The following is a 20,662-nucleotide window of genomic DNA, read 5'->3' as shown; positions in this document are numbered from 1 at the left end:
GTATTCGTCTCTCGTTCCGCTACTCCTCGCCAGTGATCGGTATCGTCGTCTCCCGCGCGGACCGCGCCTCGACCCACATCGCCGAGCGACTGCTGGACCTCGCGGACTGGACCGAACGCACCGACGACGACCGCCCGGACGCCGACGGCGGCGGCACCTACCACACGCTCGACCGTGCGGGCGAGCGTCTCGAACTGCGATCGTTCGACGGCCTCCACATCCGACTGGACGACCCGACGCCCGCCTTCTCCGAGCGTCCCGACTACCTCGTGTTCGTCTCCCGGCACTCGGGCGACACCGGCCCCCTCCTCACCTGCCACTTCACGGGCAACTTCGGCGACGCCGAGTACGGCGGCAAGTCGGGACGGTTCGCGCCTGCTTGTCCGGGCGTCCAGCGAGCGCTCGTCGCCGGGTTCGACGAACACGCGCCCGAGGGGTACGGCGTCGCAATCGAGGGTACTCACCACGGGCCGACGGAACTGACCGTTCCGGGCGTGTTCGCGGAACTCGGCAGCGACGAAGCGCAGTGGGACGACCCCGACGGTGCGACGGCGGTCGCGCAGGCGGTGGTGGACCTCCCCGACCGCGGGGCGACCGTCGCCGTCGGCGACCCCGACCGCCCTCGCCACGTCGTCGGATTCGGCGGCGGCCACTACGCCCCCCGGTTCGAACGCGTGCTCCGCGAGACAGCGTGGGGCGTCGGCCACATCGCCTCCGACTGGCAACTGGAAGAACTAGGCCATCCCCAAGAGCAGGGTGAAGTGCTCGACGGCGTCATCGAGGCGAGCGACGCGTCACTCGCACTCGTCGAGGGCGAGTACCCGTCGCTGCGGGAGGCACTGGCCGCCCGCGACGTGCGGGTGGTCAGCGAGACGTGGGTGCGGACGGTCGACGACCGACCGCTGGCGCTCGTCGACGCCCTCGAAGCCGACCTCTCGACTGTCGATGAGGGACTGCGATTCGGTCAGTGGGCGGACGACATCGAGGGGTCGGACGACCCGACTGACGCCTATCGCGTCGTCGAGTTCCCGGCGGCACTCCTCGCGGAGGCGCAGGGCATCGACGCCGAGGCGACGCGCGCGGCCGTCGAGGCTCACGCTGTCGCCTTCGAGACGGACCAGGCCGGGACGCGCGCGGCGAGGCGGGCGGCGCTTCTGGCGGACGCCGCGGGCGACGTAGACGATGCCTACGACGACCTCGTGGCGGCGCTTGCGGGCGTCCTGCGCGAGAAGTACGACGACGTGACACGCGAGGGCGACCGTGTCGTCGCGCGCGTGGAGTCGTTCGACCCCTCGCTGGCGGCGACGCTCGGCGTCCCAGAGGGGCCGAAGTTCGGGGCGCTCTCGGCGGGCGAGGCGGTCGAAGTCAACGGTCAGACGATCCGACCCGAGACCGTCTCCAGCGAGCGGGAAGAAGAATTTGTAATCTGACACTACTACGGGCCGCTACCGAGCGATTGTGTGGGTGAGTGGCAGACTGCGGCGACTCAACCGCTGACTCACGGCAAAACTGGGCGTCTGACAGACGTAAGACGTGAGGGGGAAGGATAATAACGCTCCGTCGGCAACGGCCCCTCATACCTATGGACTCCATCGTTGAGGACGCGATCAACGAGGCCGAGGAGGAGGCCGGGGACGTGGAGCAGAACGGTGCTGCCACGCCCACGGACACCACCGACGCCGCGGGAACGGGTTCCTCGGAGTCGTCGGGGGGCGACACTCCGCGCTCGGGGAAGATGACCGACGAGGAACTGCAAGACGTTCTGAAAGACCTCCAGACGAACATCACCGTCGTCGGCTGTGGCGGTGCCGGTGGCAACACGGTCAACCGGATGGCCGAGGAAGGCATCCACGGCGCGACGCTCGTGGCGGCCAACACCGACGTGCAACACCTCGTCAACATCGAGGCCGACACGAAGATCCTGATGGGGCAAGAGAAGACCCAGGGCCGCGGCGCGGGGTCGCTCCCGCAGGTCGGCGAGGAGGCGGCTATCGAGTCGCAGTCGGAAATCCGCGAATCGCTCGACGGCTCGGACATGGTGTTCGTCACCGCCGGACTCGGCGGCGGCACCGGCACTGGCTCCGCGCCCGTCGTCGCGAAGGCCGCGCGTGAGATCGGTGCGCTCACCATCGCCATCGTCACGACGCCGTTCACCGCCGAGGGCGAGGTTCGCCGAACGAACGCGGAGGCCGGCCTCGAACGCCTCCGCGACGTGGCCGACACCGTGATCGTCGTCCCCAACGACCGCCTCCTCGACGCCGTCGGCAAACTGCCGGTCCGGCAGGCGTTCAAGATTTCCGACGAGGTGCTGATGCGCTCGGTCAAGGGCATCACGGAACTGATCACCAAGCCCGGCCTCGTCAACCTCGACTTCGCCGACGTTCGCACCGTGATGGAGAAAGGTGGCGTCGCGATGATCGGCCTCGGGGAGTCCGATTCGGACACGAAAGCCCAAGAGTCCGTCCAGTCGGCGCTGCGCTCGCCGTTGCTCGACGTGGACATCTCCGGCGCGAACTCCGCGCTCGTGAACGTCACCGGTGGCTCGGACATGTCTATCGAGGAGGCGGAGGGCGTCGTCGAGGAGATTTACGACCGGATCGACCCCGACGCACGGATCATCTGGGGCACCTCCATCGACGAGGAACTGGAGGGGCAGATGCGCACGATGATCGTCGTCACGGGCGTCGAGTCGCCGCAGATCTACGGTCGCAACGAGGCCGCACAGGCGGCCGCGGGCGACCGTCTCGAAGACATCGACTACGTCGAGTAATCGCCTCGGCCGCACTCGACCGTCGGTGTCGGTCCCCGCTCGTCGCCGTCGACGGAGTCCCGCGGTGACGCACCGCCCTTTCTCGATTCGCGCGACCAGTAGCGCCGCCGTCGCTCGTCTCCGGGCGCGAGGCGGCGTCTGTCGCCCGCGTCGCGGAGCAACAGATATAGAAGGTGTGGCGAAGTACGTCGGATCGATATGGATGTCAAGTACGACCTGACAAGCTACGTCAGGGTGCTCAAACTGGCGAGCACGCCCTCTTGGGAGGAGTTCTCCCAGATCTCCAAGATCGCCGGCGCGGGCATCTTCCTCGTCGGCTTCCTCGGGTTCGTGATCTTCGCGATCATGACGGTGTTCACGGGAGGGATCTGAGTTGCCCATCTACTCGGTGAAGACGACGGCCAGCCAGGAGCGCACCGTCGCCGATATGATCGCCAGCAAGGAGATGCCGGACATTCACGCTGTCCTCGCGCCCGACCAACTCACGAGTTACGTGATGGTCGAAGCCGACGACGACGCGTCGATCCGGCGTGTGCTGGAGGAAGTTCCCCACGCCCGCGGTCTCGTCGAGGGGCCGGGCGGAGAAGCCGGGCGCTCGTCGATGTCGGAAGTCGAGCACTTCCTGTCGCCGACGCCCGACGTCGAGGGGATCGCCGAGGGCGACATCGTCGAACTCATCGCCGGCCCGTTCAAAGGCGAGAAGGCGCAGGTCCAGCGCATCGACGAGGGCAAAGACCAGGTGACGGTCGAACTGTACGAGGCGACCGTCCCGATTCCGGTGACGGTGCGCGGCGACCAGATCCGCGTGCTCGATAGCGACGAGCGCTAACGCGCTCACGACGCTCCGTTCTCTCGCAGTTCGCGTCGACTAGCCGTGCGACCGTCTACACTGTGCCGTCGATGCGGTCGACGATCGATTGGAGGTCGGCGGTGTCTTCGATCTCGGATTTGATCGCCTCACGCTCGCGGACGGCGTCGGAGTCGGCGTCGTACGCGCGAACGAACTCCGCGCGGGTGTGTTCCTCGAAGGCGTGCCGGATAGCGAAGTAGCCGTCGGGGACGACGGTGCCGCACACCTGACACTCGTGGCGTTCGTGTGCGGTCGTCTGGTGGACGACGGCGTCCTCGACGGTGTCGAACGCGGCGTCGCACCCCTTGAGCCCACAGGCCCACCGTGACATACCCGGACGCAGACGAGGAACCTGTATAAGCGTTCCCGTGGGACGACGGGGAAACGGAATCCCTAACCCCGATCCGAGTGACTCGACGAGTGTGACCGCAGGACGGACGCGGGTCGACCCGCACGTGAAAGTGCTCGACGAGCGCGTCGTCGACCGCGCCCGCGAGTCGGGCATCGACACGCTGGTGTACGCCCCGCACTTCACGCGCCTCTCCGAGATACGTGACCGCGCCGAGCGGTACTCCACCGACGAGGTGACGGTCGTCCCGGCGCGAGAGGTGTTCACCGGCGACTGGGGAAATCGTCGCCACCTCTTGGCCGTCGGCCTCTCCGACCCCGTCCCCGACTTCATCACGTTCGAGGCGGCGCTGGCGGAGTTCGAGCGGCAGGGTGCGGCCGTCCTCGTCCCGCACCCGGAGTTTATGAACGTCAGCCTGACGCGTGCGGAGGTGAGCGCCTACCGCGACCGCATCGACGCCGTCGAGACGTACAACGCCAAACTGTTCGAGTACCAGAACGACCGCGGCACTCGTATCGCCGAGGCGTTCGACCTGCCGGCGTTCGGGTCGTCGTACGCACACCTCCGCGGCACCATCGGTGCGGCGTGGACGGAGTTCGAGGGCGACGTGCGCGGCGAGGCGGCGCTGGTCGAGGCGCTAAAGGAGGGGTCTGCGCGCTCGGTCGTGAAACACACCGACCCGGCGACGCGGCTTCGACGCCTCGCGGAGTTCGCGCACCTCGGCTACGAGAACTCCTACGGGAAACTCGACCGCCTGTTCCTCTCCGGGATGGAGGCGACTCACCCGCGCCACATCGCCTACGACGGCCGGTTCGACGACGTCGCCGTCTACTGACTCACGACGTCGAGTGCGGCCGTTCGTGCCGTGGCCTCAGAACGGGAGCGACGTGAGCATCGTCGCGACCGACTCACGCGGTGCCCCCGTGTTCAGGTCGACCAGGTAGAACTGCACGGCCGCCAGCGCCGCCAGTTCCGCGCCCGTGATGACGACCGTGAGCAGGTCGGCGCGGTCGCTGGAGGTCGTCACGCCGGTCGGGAGGCCGTACTCCGTCTTCGAGATGGGGTAAAACAGCGCGATTCCACGTTTGCTCCCGACCATATCGAGGAGGTAGTGCGTCGCGACGCCGATCCAGACGTACTGGAGGTTCGCGAAGTACAGCGGATACGCCAGAAACACCGCCAGGATGGGGAGATTGTGCAGCGTCTTGCGGTGTTTCCCGAAGGCGGTGTCGACGTCTGGAAACAGCGCACCGAGTACGATCGGCACCGACAACTCCGCGATGGTTCGGAACGTCTCCACGTCGCCCGACGGTTGGAGGACGTAGCCCAGTCCGATCGCGAGGAGTGCCGCGTTCAGCACGTGGCCCTTCTTGTTCACGAGCGACTGTGGACGCGGCACCGACCAAACGGTTTCGGCCTCGTCCGAGGCGGCGTCCCGCTCAGGTCCCCGACTGTGGCTACTCGTGTGCCTCGACGGCGTCGAGGAGGTCCTCCAACGCCTGTCGTGCGATCTGCTCTTTGATCTGCGTGCGACTCCCGTCGAACTCGTAGCGTTCGACCGTACACTCGCTCGTCTGTGTTCCCCACGCGCCGCGGGAGGCGACGCCGATGAACACCGTGCCGACCGGCTTGTCGTCGCTTCCGCCGCCCGGCCCCGCGATTCCGGTCGTCGCGACGCCCCAGTTCGTCCCGGCGGTGTCACGGACACCGCGGGCCATCGAACAGGCGACAGGCTCCGACACTGCGCCCTCCTCGTCGAGGTACTCTCTGGGAACGGCCAGTTCGGTCAGTTTCGCGTCGTAACTGTACGTGACGACCGAGCGGTCGAAGTAGTCGCTGGAGCCCGGAACGTCGGTCAACAGCGACCCGACGAGGCCGCCGGTACACGACTCAGCGGTCGCGACGGTGTGGCCGACGTCGCGGAGGGCGTCGCCGACGCGTTCCTCGACGGGCGGGTCGGTGGCGAACTCGCGCATAGTCACAGCACACGCGGCGACACAATAAGACCGCGGGAGTGAAGGAACGCGCGTCCAGAGTATCGCTGACAAGCCGTGACCTACGAGCGCCCGCAGTTCTTCCACGTGATGCAGTACGCCGCGTCCGCCGACCGAGATGTGGTGGATATGGTGTCGGGCAACCCCGACTGGGAACCGCCCGCGGCACTCCGCGACGGTCTCCGCGAGTACGCCGACGCGACGCCCGACGAGTTCCAGTACCCGCCGAGCGAGGGGCTGGTCGAGTTGCGCGAAGAGATCGCCGCCCGGCGAAACGTCGATCCCGAGCGCATCGTCGTCACGAACGGGACGGGCGAGGCCAACTACCTCGCGATGGCGGCGGCGCTCGACCGTGACGCGGGGTCAGAGGTACTCCTCGCAGACCCTGTCTACCCGTACTACCCAGGGAAAGTCGACCTGCTCGACGCGGAGGCGACGCTCGTGCCGACCGAGCGTGACGGCTCCATCGACCCCGACCGCTTCCGCGCGGCCGCCAGCGACGACACCAGCCTCATTCTCGTGAACACGCCGAACAACCCGACAGGTGCGGTGTACTCACGCGAGACGATGCGGGAACTCGCGGCTATCGCCGAGGAGGTGGACGCGACGCTCGTCGTCGACGAGGTGTACGACCACTTCGACTTCACCGGCGAGTTCGAGTCGGCGCTGACGCTCGAATCGGATCGCGTGGTCGTCACCACGGGCTACTCGAAGTCGATGGCGATCACCGGCTTCCGTGTCGGCTACGGGGTCCTCCCCGACTCGCTCGTCGACGATGCCAAGACGCGGCATATGCTCGTCAACGTCGCCACCTCGCGGCCGCCGCAGGTGGCGGTACTGCGTGCGCTCAGGGAGACGGACGCCGACTACTACGCCGACGCGCGGGCATTGCTGTCCGACCGTGTCGAGACGTTCACCGACGCCCTCGACGCCGCGGGCGCGGAGTACACCCGACCCGAGGGCGCGTTCTACGTCCTCGCGCGCTTCGACGGCTTCCCGGGTACGATGGCGAACGCCAAGCGCCTCATCGACGAGGCAGGCGTCGCCGGAATGCCCGGCGAGACGTTCGGGTCCGCGCGCGACGAGTGGCTCCGCTTCGCACTCGTCACGCCGCGCGCCGAGGAGGCCGCCGCACGGCTGACGGACTACTTCGAGTAACCGGGGTACCCCGATCACTTTTCAGGCCGGTTCGTGAACCGCTCTGGCGATGTCGCTTCCCCACCGGGACGAGGTTCCCGCCGGCGAGAAGTGGGATCCTTCCATCGTCTTCGATTCCCCCGCCGACTGGGACGCCGCCGCGGACGCCGTCGAGCGACGCCTCGACGACCTCGAGGCCTACGAGGGCCGCGCCGTCGAGTCCGGCGAGACGCTGGCGGACCTGCTCGAACTCGTCGAGGATCTCCGCGTCGTCCGGCGCGGCGAACTGTGGCTGTACGCGCTGCTCACCGCGTACGTCGACACGACCGACGATGCGGCACGCCAGCGAGAGGCCCGCTACCGGGAGTTGGACGCCGCGATGGACGAAGCGCTATCGTTTCTGGAACCGGAACTGCGACGGGCGGGCCGTGACCGCGTGGACGACCTCGTGGCGTCGACCCCACGGCTGGCAGACTTCGCGGCGTATCTCGACCGACTGCTTGCGGGCGCCGACCACGCGCTGTCGCCGGCGGCGGAGTCGGCGCTCGCGTCCGTCGGCCCGAGCCTCCGGGCGGGCTCAGACGTCTCCCGCGCCATCACCGACGGCGACGTGGCGACACCGACCGTCGAGACGCCGGACGGCGACTCGGTGACGCTCACGTCCGGCACTGTCTCGCGGCTGTTGCAGTCGCGCGACCGCGCGTTCCGCCGCGAGGTGTACGAGCGTCGCCGAGAGGCGCTCACGACCCACAGACACGGGATGGCGGCCGCGTACGTCGAACGTGTCCGCGCCGACACGCGGCTCGCGGAGGTCCGCGGATACGACTCGGCGCTCTCGATGCGACTGGAGGGGCGGTTCCCCGTCGACGCCTACGAGACGGTCGTCGACGGCGTCCTCGACCGCCTCGACCCACACCATCGCCTGCTGGCCGCCCGCGACCGCGTGGTCGAGGGCGACGACCTCCGCCCGTGGGACCGCCACGTCCCGCTCGCGGCGGGCGACCCGCCCGAGGTGCCCTACGAGGAGGCGACTGATCTCCTGTGTGCGGCGCTCGCGCCGCTCGGAGCGGCGTACGTCGACCGACTCCGGTCGGTGCTCGACGAGCGTCGGATCGACGTGCGCGCGACCACGAACAAGCGGCGCGGACCGAAGGCGATGGCGCTCACCTCCGTCGCGAACGGCCCGTTCGTCGCGCTCAACTACGACGGTGGCCTCCGTGCGTTCTACCTGTTTGCGCACGAACTCGGCCACGTTATGCACCGGCTGCTCGCAAGCGACGAACAGCGACCGGTCGACCAGGCCATCCCGGACCACGTCGCTGAGGTGCCGTCGTTCGTACACGAGACGCTGGTGGCCGACTATCTCGCGGAGACCTGGGAGGGGGCCGACGCCCGCCACGCGGTGGCGGTGTTCCTCGACAAACTCCCGACGTACCGGGCGGCACGCGGCGCGCGATTCGTACACGGCCTCCACAGAGCCGTCGCCGACGGCGCCGACCCCGGGCCGGACGACCTCGACGACCGTCACCGCAGCCTCGTGGACACCGTCCGCGAACCGATCACGCCGGACGAGCGGACGGGCGCGGGGTGGCAAGAGATCGACCGCTCGCGCGACCCGTATCACGCGTACCTCTACGCGGTCGGGTCCGTGGGGGCGTTGAGCCTCACGCGGGCACTCCGGGAGGACGACCTCACGCCCGAGCAGTACCGGGAGATGCTCGCTCGCGGCCGGAGCGTCCGCCCGAACGAGGCGTTCGCGCCGACGCTCGACTTCACCGACGAGGCGACCGTGGCGCGCGGCGTCCGCGCGTACGCCGAACGCGTCGACCGACTGCTGGACTCGGTGGCGGCCGCAGAGTAGTCGCCGACCGTCGGCGTCGGAATCCATCCCGATCCCGACGTTGGCGGACCAACGGATAGACAAGCGTGCCGCCCCCACCCCCTTCCAATGAGCGACATCGACGTGGAGGCCGTCGACGAGATAGACGACCCCGACGAACCTGCGGACCACGGTGACGCGGGTGACGCGCCGGAGCCCTCTCGAATGGGTGCGACTATCGACATGCGCGGTTCGGCCGGACTCGACGGGCCGAACGCACCCGAGTACGTCCTCTACGGCGGCAAAGGCGGCGTCGGCAAGACGACGTGTGCGGCGGCGACGGCGCTCGCGAGCGCCCACGACGGGGTGTCGACACTCGTCGTCTCGACTGATCCAGCGCACTCGCTGTCGGACACACTCGGCACGAAGATTCCTGCGCGACCGTCGCGCATCCGCGAGGACGTGCCGCTGTACGCCGCCGAGATCGACCCCGACGCCGCGATGGAGGAGGGCCTGTTCGGTGAGGGCGCGGTCGGCGGCGAGGGCGGCCCGGACGCTGCTGAGGGCGCGGGCGCAGGTGCGAACGCGAATCCCCTCGGCGGCCTCGGCGGGATGGGCGAGGCGATGGGTGACTCACCAATGGGCGGGATGCTCGGCGGGACGATGCCCGGCGCGGACGAGGCCGCGGCGATGCGCCAACTGCTGGAGCACCTCGACGACCCACGGTTCGACCGCGTCGTCGTCGACACCGCTCCGACGGGCCACACGCTCCGCCTCCTGCAACTGCCGGAGATGCTGGACTCGATGGTCGGTCGGATCGCGAAACTCCGTCAGCAGTTCTCCGGGATGATGGATGGGATGAAGGGGATGTTCGGGATGGGCGACGGCGGCCCCGAGGAACCCGACCTCGACGAACTCCAAGAGCGGATCACTCGCCTGCGCGAGACGCTGCAGGATCCCACGAAGACGGACTTCCGCGTGGTGATGGTGCCCGAGGAGATGAGCGTCGTGGAGTCTGAGCGCCTGGTCTCACGGCTCGACGAGTTCTCCATCCCGGTGAACACGCTCGTCGTCAACCGCGTGATGGAAGACCCCCGCGAGGTCGCGGAGTTCGGTCCCGACGTGGACCCCTCGTGGGTCGTCACGCCGAACTTGGAGGACTGTGAGTTCTGCAAGCGTCGGTGGGAAGTCCAGCAGAACGCGCTCTCGGCGGCGACGGATCTGTACCGCGGGCGCGACGTGAAACGGGTGCCGTTGCTCGCCGACGAAGTGCGTGGAGAGGCCGCCCTGCGCGTCGTCGCTGCCTGTCTGTCGTAGGCCGCGCGACGACTGCTATCTCGGGTCGGAGTCGTCGTCGCCTGCGAGGTCGCGAGCGAGTTCCAGCGCCGCCGCGACGTGTTCGTCGGCGGTCTCGTCTTCGGTGGCACCGGCTTCCTGCAGGAGTCTGATGATGTGCCCGGCACGCTCGCACACGGTGTCGGCGTCGGCGGGTCGCTGCACGAGGTCGCGGGCGACTGCCTCTGCCTCGCCGAGGTGTGCGCTCGCAGATCGCGCGACCGGGCGCTCGGCAGTCGCCGCGAGGTGGTCGTGGAGTCGTTCGAGGCGGTCGTCGGTCTCGGTGTCGGGGTCGTCGTCGGTCATCGCCGATCAGGTGAGTTTCGAGGCGAGCGACCACAGCGAGTCGGCGAACCGTGCGGGGACGAGTCGACCGACCTCGGCGACCTTAGCGAGGGGGCCGACGGGGTAGCGGGCGGGCGGCTTCGTCGAACTCGCGGCGTCGACGACGTCCTCGGCGACCCGTTCGGGGGACACCGAGACGAGGCCGTCGCCGCTGCCGACGGCCTCGTAGTCCTCGAACAGGCCGTAAAAGGAGTCGTACGCGCCCGTGTGGTCGAGGCCGTCCAGTTCGGAACTGGCGCGGTCGTCGAACTGGGTGTCGACTGGCCCGGGTTCGATGAGCGAGACGCTGATGCCGTACTGGCGGACCTCGTTGCGGAGGGCGTCGCTCATCGCCTCCAGCGCGTACTTCGACCCGCAGTAGGCCCCACCGCCGGGGAACGCGACCCGGCCCGCCGCCGAGGAGACGTTCACGATGGCGCCGTCTTCGCGGCGGCGCATCGCCGGAAGGACCTCACGGATCAGGCGATGGGGGCCGTACACGTTCACCGCAAACTGGTCGCGGACGGCGTCGGTCGGCACCTCCTCGACGGGGCCCATCTGTGCGTAGCCCGCGTTGTTGACGAGGGCGTCGATGCGACCCTCCTCGTCGAGGATGCGGTCGACGACGCGTTCGACGTCCTCCTGGTCGGTCACGTCGAGCGTGGCGATACGGCAGTTCTCGCGCTCGCCCAACGTCTCGATGTCTGCGGGGTTGCGCGCAGTCGCGTACACCGTCCACTCCTCGTCGAGGAACGCTTCAGCGCTCGCTCGGCCGATGCCCGAGGAGCACCCCGTGATGAGCACGGTTCTTGTCATATCGCCGTCCAAGACGGCCCGGCAGTTAACTCCCGCCGTCTCGCGATGGCAGTGTCGGCCGGTTCCCCGGAGTCAGGCGTCGCCGTCACGGTCGTCTGCGACCGCCGCCTTCGCCTCGTCGGCGTAGGCGTCGGCGAGACGGGTCGGTTCGGGGAGTTTGTACTCGCCACCGAGGGCCGCCACCAACTCGACTGCAGTCTCTGCGGAGACGCGGTGGCCGGGACTCACGTACAGCGGGTTGATGATCGGGTTCGTGTCGTACTGTCTGGACTGGTAGGCGTAGCCGATGGTCGTCCCCCGCGGCGCGTCCACGCGGTCGCCGTCTTCGACGGTGATCGGCGTACGCCAGCCTGCGGGCCGTCCATCGGTCGACGCCCGCGGAGTCCCGCACAACAGGTTCTTCGCGACGCCGACGGTCGGCGTGTCGAACAGGACGCCGACGTGGGTGGCGATGCCCGCCTGCCGGTAGTGGATGCGGCCGCTGCCGTCGAGAACGTACAGGTCGGGGTCGCAGTTCAGTTGCGCGAGGGCGTCGACGATGGGACCACCCTCGCGGAAGGCGAGCAGTCCCGGAACGTACGGAATCGAGAGGTCAGTGACGGCGTACGCTCGTTCGACCACCTCGCTCCCGCGACTCACGACGACCGCAGACACCGCGCGGTCGTCGAGGAACGCTTGGTCGACGCCCGCGACGAGCGGTGGGTCCGATGCAGGGTCACGCGACAGGCTCGCTTGGCCAGCGTCGAGACCGACGGCGTCGGCGTCGAAGTCGAGGTCGTCGGTGAACTTGGCGGCGTCGGCGATGTCGCGCTGGAGTGCCTCCATCGCCGTGCGGTCGAGTGCAGGATCGGGGAGAAACTCGGGACGGACCGGCGTCGGCATCTCAGAAGCGACCGCGTCCGGGGCCGCCGAGTCCGCCGCCACCGCTCCCAATCTGGTTGGGGACGTTCCGGCGACCGTCGGCGACGTTCGCGTACAGGACGCCTAACAGGAGCCCCGAGAGGTGTGCCGCGTGCGCGATGCCGCCCGCACCGGGGATGACGCTCCCGGCGGAGACGACGCCGAACAGCGACAGGCCGGCGTACAGGATGGTGATCGTGCGGATGCTGAGTGGGATCGGTGGGATGAGCAGCATCACGCGGAGGTTGGGGTTGACGATAGAGAGGAATCCCATGATCGCCATAATCGCCCCCGACGCACCGAGAACGCCCGTCACTGGGTCCCCGAGGAGGGCACCGACGCCGATCTGTCCGAGGCCGGCGACCGCGCCGGTGATGATGAACATCGCAGTGAACCGCTTAGAGCCGAGATATCGCTCGACGAGGGGGCCGAAGAAGTACAGCGCGATGGAGTTGCCCGCGATGTGGAAGAAGCTCCCCGGTGAGTGGGAGAATATCGACGTGACGATGGTCCAGACGTATCCCTGTTGCAGCGCACCCGTGCTGAGCACGAAGATATTGGAGAAGGCGGCGCCGCCCGCCGTGAACAACACGACGAACTCGGCCGCGAAGGTGATCCACATCAGTCCGAGGAACACGTACGTCATGTTCCCACGGAACGCTCCCATAATCCCGCCCGTTCCCGTCTCACGCTCGATTCGGGAGCGGACGCGTGCGCCGACGCCACCAGAGTTGCCACTCTCTACAGAGTCGTCGAATCCCGAGTCGAACACCCCGCCCGGGTCGTTCCACTCGTTGAGGCCAGCACACTCGTGATTCTCGGGGAGTCGGTGTTCAGAACAGAACGACTGCCCGCACCGTCTGCACTGGTACGGGAGGTTCTCGTACTCGCCACACTCCGAGCACTTCGCCATTACCCGTCTTTACCGCGCGCGGGTTATATGCCTGCCCCTCAGCGGGGCGTCGAACGCACAGCCGACGGCGGCCTGCGGGGCGTCGTCACCGGTCGTTGCGGCGGCGTGTGCGGTGTCGGGGAACCACCGAGCGAGCGACTGGACTACTCGTCGCGAGACTCGTCGTCCGCGTCGTCGCCGTCCGCCTCTCGCTCCTCGTCTATCGACGGCGCGTTGGTCGGAACGACGGTCAGGTGGTTGATGCCGACGGCGGGCTGTTTGGCGGCCATACTCACCTCCACCTTGCCGGGTTAGCATCAAAAGATTACCCATACGCATAACTCATCCGGGGGGAGCGGGGTATGTTCGGCGCTAATCGGGTCGGCGCGTGCGGCAAAAATCGGGAGGTTCGGCGGGTTACGCGAACTGCTCGTCGTAAAGGTCCTGCGCGTGTTCGATGGCGTCCATCGCAGCCTGCTTGTCTTCCCAGCCGAGCGTCTCGACTTCCTTCCCCTCTTCGAGGTTCTTGTACGTCTCGAAGAACTCGTCTATCTCGTCGAGTTGCTGCTGCGGGATGTCGTCGAGGTCCTGAATGTGGTCGAAGCGCGGGTCCTCGGTGGGGACGGCGATGACCTTGTCGTCCTGTTCGCCGTCGTCGTCCATCTTCATCAGTGCGACCGGGCGGGCCTCGATGACACAGCCGGGGAACGTCTGGTCTTCGACGAGGACGAGCACGTCGAACGGGTCCTCGTCGTCGTAGTACGACTGCGGGATGAAGCCGTAGTCGGAGGGGTAGTGGACGTTCGAGTGGAGGACGCGGTCGAGGACGACGCCGGGGATATCCTTGTCGTACTCGTACTTGTTGCGTTCGCCCTTCAGACACTCGACGACGGCGTAGATCTCTTCGGGGGCGTTCGGGCCCGTCTCGAGGTCTTCCCAGAGGTTCGTCATGCGTCCGACGGTTCCGCCAACGCGAGCAAAGGCCTTTCGGGACGACGTGACCCGTTCTGCTGCCGAGTTGACTTGATGTGGCGTTGTACCGTGCAACTATTTGGCACAAGTATTTATAGATAAGACGTGTGTCCGGCAAATTAGCCGGCTGCTAACCGCACGTCCGATCGAACGACGGAACCGCCGTAATGACCTTTCTCAGCCGCCGTACTGACTGAATAAACAGTCGTCGTGTTGGCAACAATTATATACCCTGGACACCTCTCAACGGTTGACCATGTCAGAGGCACAGGTCGAAGCAGAAGCTGTCAGTATCGCGCGGGACCTAACTGCGTTCCAACAGAACATCCTCGTCATCCTCTCTGAGGAGGCGATGTACGGGCTTGCGATCAAGCGCGAGTTAGAGAGTTACTACGACGCCGAAGTCAACCACGGTCGGCTCTACCCCAACCTCGACGACCTCGTCGAGATGGACTTGGTAGAGAAGAGCGAACTCGACAAGCGTACGAACCAGTACGCCCTCACCGAGACCGGTCGCAAGGCCGTCCTCGACCGGCTTAACTGGGTTGTCGACAAGTACGTCGTCGATGACGACCGCGCGGCGGACGTGCGCTCGCTCGTCGACGCGTCGCTCGACGCGTAAGCTGACACCGTACCGAACGAATCAACGAATCGACTGCGGTCGTCACCCGGACGAACTTACAAGGGAGTCCGTTCGTCCGCGGCTTCGAAGACGTACCGCACCGACGCCTCGACGGCGTCACGCTGTTCTTCCGACGGCCACGCGTTGCGAGGGAAGTACTCCGAGAGGAACTCGCGGACCTCGTCAGCGGTCGCTGTCTCCATCTGTTTGGCGTAGTGGTTGCTCATAAAGTCCGCAAACGCGCGAGCGTTCGCCCGGTGTACCTCGCCGTAATCCGTGGCTACCGTCTCCACGAGGGTGGCGTTGTGCTCCTCGATGGCAGCCCAGTCGTCGGGGTCGGCCGCGCCCGACAGCGACACCTCGACCGCGCGGTCGGTGTCTTCGATGCGGTCGATCTGGACCGTGCCGTCTTCGATCCACTCGCTAGGGTACAACACGAGGGTGTCGTCGTCCTCACGGACTCGGGCGGTGAAGTCGTGATCGGCGAGTCGGTCGGCGCGGTCCTCGCGGTAAGCGGTGGCTTCTGCGTCGTCGACCGCCTCACGTGCCAGTCGCGTGAGTCGTTCGGCCGCCTCCACCGTGTCACGCGGAACCTCTTCGTCCCACTCGTCGGATTCCTGTTCGTTTGTCGCCGCTTCCTCCCGGTCTGGGTGTGGTTTCTCCTCCATCGTCAGCCCTCGAACGCCTCGTTTGCCAACTCGTCGGCGCGTTCGTTTATCTCTCTCGGGACGTGTTCGATGTCCCAGCGGTCGAACCGCTCTAACAGTTCTCGTGCCCGAACTCGCTTCTCACGCAGGGTCGGTTCGTTCACGTTCCACTCCCCGCGCACCTGTTTCACGACGAGTTGGGAGTCGCCACGCACGTCCACCTCGTCGAGGCCGTAGTCGCGTGCCGCCTCGAGTGCGCGAATCAGCGCGGCGTACTCCGCCTTGTTGTTGGTCGTGTCGGGAATTCGCTCGCTCCCCTCGCTCACGATACCGTCGCCCGTGACGATGGCCCACCCGATAGCCGCGGGACCGGGGTTCCCGCGCGATGCGCCGTCGAAGTAGACGTGGCCGCGGCCGCCGCCGTCGCGTACGAGTGCGGCGAGCCGCTCGGGGTCGCTCCCCTGCACGACCACCTTCTCGTCGTACGCAACCGCGACTGCGCCGTCGCGTTCGGCGCGCCAGCGCTCGTGGTCGGTGTTTCCGTCGACGACCTCGACGCCCGCCTCGGTGACGCGGTCGCGGGCGTGGTCGGGGTCGCAGTCGATGACCGGCATATCCGTCCTCGCGGACGACGCGGCGAAAGCGTTGCCATCGGCGGGAACGTTTATCTGTCTTTGATTTGACGATATGAAAGAATATGACAGAGCCCACCCGCCGGCGTGGGGAGCGCGAGCGACCGTCGGAGAACGACGCCGTCCGTTCTGAGCGGAGCGATACCGAGGAGGGGGATGCGACCGCGGGCGAAGAGGTCAACGTCGACGACCTCGACGAGGACGACCTCGTGCGGACCGCCGACGGTGAGTTGATGCACGAACCGACCGGCCTCATCGTCGAGGAGAACCGCGTCGACCGCGGGCCGGAGTGGCGCGCGTTCAACCACTCCGAGCGCCAGTCGAAATCGCGCGTCGGCGCACCCGTCACCGAGACGATGCACGACAAAGGGCTGACGACTACCATCGACTGGAAAGACCAGGACGCCTACGGCCGGTCGATCAGTTCCGAGAAGCGGTCACAGATGCACCGCCTGCGCAAGTGGCAAGAGCGGATTCGGACGAAAGACGCCGGCGAGCGCAACCTCCAGTTTGCCCTGTCTGAGATCGACCGGATGGCAAGCGCACTCGGGGTTCCCCGGTCGGTCCGTGAGGTGTCGTCGGTGATGTATCGCCGGGCGCTGAACGAGGACCTCATCCGCGGCCGCTCCATCGAAGGAGTGTCGACCGCGACGCTGTACGCCGCCTGTCGCAAAGAGGGAATCCCGCGCTCCCTAGAGGAGATTTCGGAGGTGTCGCGCGTCGAGCGCAAAGAGATCGGTCGAACCTACCGCTACATCTCCCAAGAACTCGGACTGGAGATGAAGCCGGTCGACCCGAAGAAGTACGTCCCCCGCTTCGGGTCGCAACTCGACCTCAGCGAGGAGGTCAAATCGAAGGCCAACGAGATTATCGAGACGACCGCCGAGGAGGGCCTACTGTCCGGCAAGTCGCCGACCGGGTTCGCGGCGGCGGCCATCTACGCCGCCTCGTTGTTGTGTAACGAAAAGAAGACCCAGCGCGAAGTCGCCGACGTCGCGCAGGTGACCGAGGTCACCATCCGCAATCGGTATCAAGAACAGATCGAAGCGATGGGCATCCACGCCTGAGTCGGGCGAGACGGAGACGAACGTTCATCTCGGATGACGAGGCCACGCCGGTCGTGACCTGACTCGCGTCGCGCGACGGTTCGCGGGTGTGTGGCCACCCGTCGCGCGACTGTCGGCGGCCACCTGTCAGCATATCCTTCAGCCACGGCGCCGCGGCCGGCGGGGAACGTTCATAGTCAGCGAGCGGTAAGCACGACCAGACCGTGCAGTTGGACGACTTTATCGAGTTCGAGGTGAACGAGCGGGCCGAGCGCAGGCGGCTCGCACAGGAGAAGTCCTACGAGTTGATGGACCACCTCGAGTCGTTCCAACACCGCTTCGACGAGGCAACCAGTGGCGACTCGGTGTTCGGCTCTGTCTCGCCGTCCATCTTCGTTGGCTCCTCGAACTACCCGAACCTCTCGACGGGACTGCTCTCCCCGGTCGGTCACGAAGCCGACGCTGCGACGTTCGAGACCAGCGGTGCGTGGTACGACGAGGGCGTCTCCATCACCGACGTGTTCGAGCGGCGCACCTCGCTACTCAACTCGAATCAGGGCGTCGACGCACGCGACGCCGCGAACGTCAACGACGCCTGGGACGGCTTCCTTGGCGTCCAGCGAGAGGTCGCCATCGCCGACCGCCCCGTCGACGTGGAGGTGTTCCTCGACGACGGCCCCGACATCGACTACGACGTCTCGCCCGACGACATCGCCACCCCGACTGGCCCGCGGGCCCGCGCCGCCAGCGCAGACCTCACGGAGAATCCGCACGTCCCGCGTCCGGTGAAGAAGACGCTCGAAGACGACGACTGGCGCGCCGAAGGCGCGATGAACTACCTCTACCGCCGCGGATTCGACGTGTACGACATCAACACGGTCCTTTCGGCGGGCGCACTCGGACAGGGACAGAACCGGCGACTCGTTCCCACCCGCTGGTCCATCACCGCCGTCGACGACACCATCGGCAAGTACCTCCGAGGGACGATTCGCGACCGCCGCAGCGTCGACACCGTGCAGGTGTGGCGCAACGAGTATCTCGGCAACGCCTTCTGGGTTATTCTCGCGCCCGGCGACTGGGAGTTCGAGTTGGTCGAGATCAAATCGCCGGGGAGCATCTGGCACCCCGACCCGGAGGGGGAGGCGTATCTCTCGTCGGCCCACGAGAACCGCGAGGGCCGGACGCAGTACGTCGACGAGACGGCTGGCGCGTACTACGCGTCCCGGTTCGGCGCGCTCGAACACCTCTCCCAGCGAGGTCGCCAAGCGAAAGTGCTCGTCGTCCGCCACGTCTCCGACGACTACTGGGGACCGGTCGGCGTCTGGCAGGTGCGCGAGAGCATCCGCAACGCCTTCGAGGGTGAACACGGCGAAGCCGAGACGTTCGAGGACGCCGTCCGCGAGGTCGCCGACCAGGTACCCGTGTCGTTGGGACGACTCCGACAGAAGTCGACGATGGTCGCCGGACTGCAGTCGAGTCTCGCGGACTTCCTCTCCTGATCAGAGTGCGGCGTACGCCGCGTCGACGAGTTCGCCGGTGTCGCCGATGATGTCGTCCATCTCCTCGCTGTCGGCGTCGAGACCGAGCAGTCGGGCGAGACGCATGATCGAGACGTGGTACACCGTCTGGACGCCGGGTTCCTCCTCCCAGATGACGACGTTACACGGCATCAGTGCGCCGAGTCTGTTGTCGGTGGCGTCGAGTGCGCGGTCGGCCATCTCCGGGTTACACGCGCCGAGGACGTGATACGGGTCGCGGCCGGCGTCGATTTTCTCGTTGAGCATATCTGAGACGGAGAACTCGACGGGGATGCCGAATCCGTTGTCGGTGAACGCCTCGCGGACGTGTTCGACTGCCTCCTCGTGGCTCATCTCCAACGTCGCGCGCTTCTCGCCGATGTCGCCGCTCTCGATTGCTGCCGGGTCGATGGGTAGACTCATCGCTCATCGTTCGTCGCGGTCGAGGGAAAAGGTGGCGACGCGCCGGGGACCGGTCGCGTGTCGAATATTGTCGGCGGAATTACACGAAATCGAGGAGAAAGCCCACGACTAAAGTCGTGGGAGAAGTCACTCGGCCGTCTGGACCGGGCCGCGTCCGATGACGTCCTCGACGGCGTCGACGAACGTCTGTCGCCGGTCGAAGTACGTGTCCTCGACGTTGCTCAGTACGTCCGCTAGTTCGCGGGGTCCGTCCGGCGTCCGGATGACTGCCTCGCCTTCCTTGTCGAGCACACGCGACTTCTCTTGGGGCCACGTGAGCCGCGAGGCGACGCGGGCCAGCGGTGCGCCCTCGACGGCGGGGCCCTCGCCGAGCTCGACGGCGGGCTCTGCTTCCTCGGCTTCGTCGTCGTCGGCCATACACGCAGCTTTGCCGACCGACGGCCTAACCCTTTCGGAGCGACGTTGGGCCCGGAGAACCGTCGGTCGTTGCTCGCCTCGCGTGCGTGTCGATGTCTTGCCGTTGTCTGACGTATCGTTTTAAGTGATGCTGTTATAACACGGTGTATGAGCAGTCTCGCCGAGGTGTACGAGGGCCAGGTCGGCGAGTACGCCAGCCTCAGACGCCTCTACCTCGGCGTCGGCGCGTTCTCGCTGGGTGCCCTCCTCGTCGTCGCGGGCATCGTCGTCGCGGCGACGGACGTCACGACGGTCGCACTGGGTTGGAACCTCGGACAGGCACGCGAGACGGCGGGCGTCCTCGCCGGTCTCGGCATCCCAGCGACGTTTCTCGGTGTGTTGGTGATTATGCCGACGAGTCCGCGGACGCAGGCGGCCGCCGTCGTCGGCGCCGGCGTCGCCGTCCTCGGTGTCGCGTTGTTCGCCCACGCGTACCCTTGCCACTGGTCGGGCGCACAGTGTGCTGGTGAGTTCACCGACCTCACGCTTCCGACCGCGGGCGTCTACTTTCTGGGCGCGTTCACGACGTTCTGGTGTCTGTTCACCGGCGTCGCGAACTTCAAGGCGCGGAACAATCCCGGCGGCACGGTGTCGCTCGAAATTGTCCGCGAGGGCGAGACGAAAGTGATCGAGGTGCCGAAGTCGACCGCCGAAGAGATTCGCGGCGCGAAAGGACAAGGCGGCACCATCGGCGGCGTCGGCCTGTTGGGGTCGACGCCCGACGGCAGCGTCGAGACGCAGACGAACCGCCCGGAGTACAAGCAGAAACAGGCGGAGGCAGCGGCATCGGCCGGCGGAAACGGCGGTGGGGCCCGGATACCCGGGCAGTCGGGAACCGTCAGCGACGGTGGTGCATCTGCGTCAGATATCACGCCGCTGGCTGACAGCCCCGACCAGGGCGGGTCGTCGTCCGGTCCCGATCAGATCCCCGACGGACCGCAGCGAACGTCGCCGAACGCGGCCGCGAATGCGTCTCCGTCCGATCGTTCGAAGTCGACAGGCGACTCCTACTGTGGCTCTTGCGGCCACTTCCAGTACGTTCGGACGGACCAAGGAATGCAGCCGTACTGCGGCCTCCACGACGACCTGATGGACGATATGGCCGCCTGCGACGACTGGACGCCGCGCTGACGCGGCCTCGCGTTCTTTTGTTGTCTGTTG

General features: G+C 67.1%; 25 protein-coding genes. 12 read left to right on the top strand and 13 right to left on the bottom strand.

Going from position 1 to position 20,662, the window contains the following annotated elements; all coding sequences use genetic code 11:
* Positions 1 to 32: 32 nt before the first annotated feature.
* The 4 genes from P0D77_RS01100 to P0D77_RS01085 all read left to right on the top strand — a co-directional run bounded on the left by P0D77_RS01100 (position 33) and on the right by P0D77_RS01085 (position 3,599).
* A complete protein-coding gene (locus P0D77_RS01100) occupies positions 33 to 1,430 on the top strand; it encodes a D-aminoacyl-tRNA deacylase (RefSeq protein WP_277554290.1) in 1,398 nt (465 codons plus the stop codon).
* Between the two features lie 152 nt (positions 1,431 to 1,582).
* Positions 1,583 to 2,770 (top strand): cell division protein FtsZ, encoded by a 1,188-nt coding sequence (gene ftsZ, locus P0D77_RS01095; protein WP_277554289.1) that lies wholly within the window; start codon positions 1,583 to 1,585, stop codon positions 2,768 to 2,770.
* Between the two features lie 198 nt (positions 2,771 to 2,968).
* Positions 2,969 to 3,142 carry a protein translocase SEC61 complex subunit gamma gene (locus P0D77_RS01090; RefSeq protein WP_277554288.1) on the top strand — a complete coding sequence of 58 codons (174 nt, stop codon included), beginning with the start codon at positions 2,969 to 2,971 and terminating at the stop codon, positions 3,140 to 3,142.
* A gap of 1 nt (position 3,143) precedes the next feature.
* Positions 3,144 to 3,599 carry a transcription elongation factor Spt5 gene (locus P0D77_RS01085; protein ID WP_277554287.1) on the top strand — a complete coding sequence of 152 codons (456 nt, stop codon included), beginning with the start codon at positions 3,144 to 3,146 and terminating at the stop codon, positions 3,597 to 3,599.
* A gap of 55 nt (positions 3,600 to 3,654) precedes the next feature.
* Here the strand turns inward: P0D77_RS01085 and P0D77_RS01080 are convergent, their stop codons facing one another.
* Complete coding sequence (locus P0D77_RS01080; RefSeq protein WP_277554286.1) at positions 3,655 to 3,951, bottom strand: DUF7565 family protein; 297 nt, start codon at positions 3,949 to 3,951, stop codon at positions 3,655 to 3,657.
* 91 nt (positions 3,952 to 4,042) lie between these two features.
* On the opposite strand from P0D77_RS01080, the gene P0D77_RS01075 reads away from it, so the two are divergent.
* Positions 4,043 to 4,804: a PHP-associated domain-containing protein gene (locus P0D77_RS01075; RefSeq protein WP_277554285.1), complete on the top strand. Its 762-nt coding sequence runs from the start codon at positions 4,043 to 4,045 to the stop codon at positions 4,802 to 4,804.
* A 36-nt stretch (positions 4,805 to 4,840) separates the two neighbouring features.
* Here P0D77_RS01075 and P0D77_RS01070 read toward each other — a convergent pair whose 3' ends face one another.
* Entirely contained in the window at positions 4,841 to 5,347 is a 507-nt protein-coding gene (locus P0D77_RS01070) for a metal-dependent hydrolase (protein ID WP_277554284.1), read from the bottom strand.
* A 79-nt stretch (positions 5,348 to 5,426) separates the two neighbouring features.
* Positions 5,427 to 5,945 carry a CinA family protein gene (locus P0D77_RS01065; protein ID WP_277554283.1) on the bottom strand — a complete coding sequence of 173 codons (519 nt, stop codon included), beginning with the start codon at positions 5,943 to 5,945 and terminating at the stop codon, positions 5,427 to 5,429.
* A gap of 75 nt (positions 5,946 to 6,020) precedes the next feature.
* On the opposite strand from P0D77_RS01065, the gene P0D77_RS01060 reads away from it, so the two are divergent.
* The 3 genes from P0D77_RS01060 (at position 6,021) to P0D77_RS01050 (ending at position 10,236) form a co-directional block, all read left to right on the top strand.
* On the top strand, positions 6,021 to 7,121 hold the full coding sequence (locus tag P0D77_RS01060) for a pyridoxal phosphate-dependent aminotransferase (RefSeq protein WP_277554282.1): 1,101 nt from the start codon (positions 6,021 to 6,023) through the stop codon (positions 7,119 to 7,121).
* 49 nt (positions 7,122 to 7,170) lie between these two features.
* On the top strand, positions 7,171 to 8,961 hold the full coding sequence (locus P0D77_RS01055; RefSeq protein ID WP_277554281.1) for a M3 family oligoendopeptidase: 1,791 nt from the start codon (positions 7,171 to 7,173) through the stop codon (positions 8,959 to 8,961).
* Between the two features lie 183 nt (positions 8,962 to 9,144).
* Positions 9,145 to 10,236: an ArsA family ATPase gene (locus tag P0D77_RS01050; protein WP_432764851.1), complete on the top strand. Its 1,092-nt coding sequence runs from the start codon at positions 9,145 to 9,147 to the stop codon at positions 10,234 to 10,236.
* 15 nt (positions 10,237 to 10,251) lie between these two features.
* Here the strand turns inward: P0D77_RS01050 and P0D77_RS01045 are convergent, their stop codons facing one another.
* From P0D77_RS01045 to P0D77_RS01020, 6 genes are all read right to left on the bottom strand, one after another.
* On the bottom strand, positions 10,252 to 10,560 hold the full coding sequence (locus tag P0D77_RS01045; RefSeq protein WP_277554279.1) for a DUF8152 family protein: 309 nt from the start codon (positions 10,558 to 10,560) through the stop codon (positions 10,252 to 10,254).
* A gap of 6 nt (positions 10,561 to 10,566) precedes the next feature.
* Entirely contained in the window at positions 10,567 to 11,394 is an 828-nt protein-coding gene (locus tag P0D77_RS01040; RefSeq protein WP_277554278.1) for an SDR family oxidoreductase, read from the bottom strand.
* A gap of 72 nt (positions 11,395 to 11,466) precedes the next feature.
* Positions 11,467 to 12,276, bottom strand: coding sequence for an endonuclease V (locus P0D77_RS01035; RefSeq protein ID WP_277554277.1), 810 nt, complete (start codon positions 12,274 to 12,276; stop codon positions 11,467 to 11,469).
* A 1-nt stretch (position 12,277) separates the two neighbouring features.
* Entirely contained in the window at positions 12,278 to 13,207 is a 930-nt protein-coding gene (locus P0D77_RS01030) for a rhomboid family intramembrane serine protease (protein WP_277554276.1), read from the bottom strand.
* 143 nt (positions 13,208 to 13,350) lie between these two features.
* Positions 13,351 to 13,476: a hypothetical protein gene (locus tag P0D77_RS01025; protein ID WP_277554275.1), complete on the bottom strand. Its 126-nt coding sequence runs from the start codon at positions 13,474 to 13,476 to the stop codon at positions 13,351 to 13,353.
* 127 nt (positions 13,477 to 13,603) lie between these two features.
* Positions 13,604 to 14,137 carry an inorganic diphosphatase gene (locus P0D77_RS01020; protein ID WP_277554274.1) on the bottom strand — a complete coding sequence of 178 codons (534 nt, stop codon included), beginning with the start codon at positions 14,135 to 14,137 and terminating at the stop codon, positions 13,604 to 13,606.
* 277 nt (positions 14,138 to 14,414) lie between these two features.
* Between P0D77_RS01020 and P0D77_RS01015 the strand changes: the two genes are divergently transcribed.
* Positions 14,415 to 14,780 (top strand): PadR family transcriptional regulator, encoded by a 366-nt coding sequence (locus tag P0D77_RS01015; protein WP_277554272.1) that lies wholly within the window; start codon positions 14,415 to 14,417, stop codon positions 14,778 to 14,780.
* 56 nt (positions 14,781 to 14,836) lie between these two features.
* Here P0D77_RS01015 and P0D77_RS01010 read toward each other — a convergent pair whose 3' ends face one another.
* On the bottom strand, positions 14,837 to 15,448 hold the full coding sequence (locus P0D77_RS01010; RefSeq protein WP_277554271.1) for a DUF7108 family protein: 612 nt from the start codon (positions 15,446 to 15,448) through the stop codon (positions 14,837 to 14,839).
* Between the two features lie 2 nt (positions 15,449 to 15,450).
* On the bottom strand, positions 15,451 to 16,041 hold the full coding sequence (gene rnhA / locus P0D77_RS01005) for a ribonuclease HI (RefSeq protein WP_277554270.1): 591 nt from the start codon (positions 16,039 to 16,041) through the stop codon (positions 15,451 to 15,453).
* Positions 16,042 to 16,124: 83 nt separating this feature from the next.
* Here rnhA and P0D77_RS01000 point away from each other — a divergent pair, with 83 nt between their 5' ends.
* Positions 16,125 to 17,126, top strand: coding sequence for a transcription initiation factor IIB (locus P0D77_RS01000; protein WP_277554269.1), 1,002 nt, complete (start codon positions 16,125 to 16,127; stop codon positions 17,124 to 17,126).
* Between the two features lie 203 nt (positions 17,127 to 17,329).
* Positions 17,330 to 18,604 carry a DNA repair protein NreA gene (nreA, locus tag P0D77_RS00995; RefSeq protein ID WP_277554268.1) on the top strand — a complete coding sequence of 425 codons (1,275 nt, stop codon included), beginning with the start codon at positions 17,330 to 17,332 and terminating at the stop codon, positions 18,602 to 18,604.
* Here nreA and P0D77_RS00990 read toward each other — a convergent pair whose 3' ends face one another.
* Positions 18,605 to 19,045 (bottom strand): DUF302 domain-containing protein, encoded by a 441-nt coding sequence (locus P0D77_RS00990; RefSeq protein WP_277554267.1) that lies wholly within the window; start codon positions 19,043 to 19,045, stop codon positions 18,605 to 18,607.
* Positions 19,046 to 19,171: 126 nt separating this feature from the next.
* Positions 19,172 to 19,462 carry a DUF5789 family protein gene (locus P0D77_RS00985; RefSeq protein WP_277554266.1) on the bottom strand — a complete coding sequence of 97 codons (291 nt, stop codon included), beginning with the start codon at positions 19,460 to 19,462 and terminating at the stop codon, positions 19,172 to 19,174.
* A 147-nt stretch (positions 19,463 to 19,609) separates the two neighbouring features.
* Here P0D77_RS00985 and P0D77_RS00980 point away from each other — a divergent pair, with 147 nt between their 5' ends.
* The gene (locus P0D77_RS00980) at positions 19,610 to 20,632 is read left to right on the top strand and encodes a cell division protein CdpA domain-containing protein (protein ID WP_277554265.1); all 1,023 of its coding nucleotides are present in this window, start codon (positions 19,610 to 19,612) and stop codon (positions 20,630 to 20,632) included.
* Positions 20,633 to 20,662 lie beyond the last annotated feature (30 nt).

The sequence above is a fragment of the Halobaculum limi genome (genome assembly GCF_029490015.1).
In the GTDB taxonomy this organism is placed as follows: Archaea; Halobacteriota; Halobacteria; order Halobacteriales; family Haloferacaceae; genus Halobaculum; species Halobaculum limi.
This window is presented reverse-complemented; position numbering and strand designations above follow the sequence as displayed.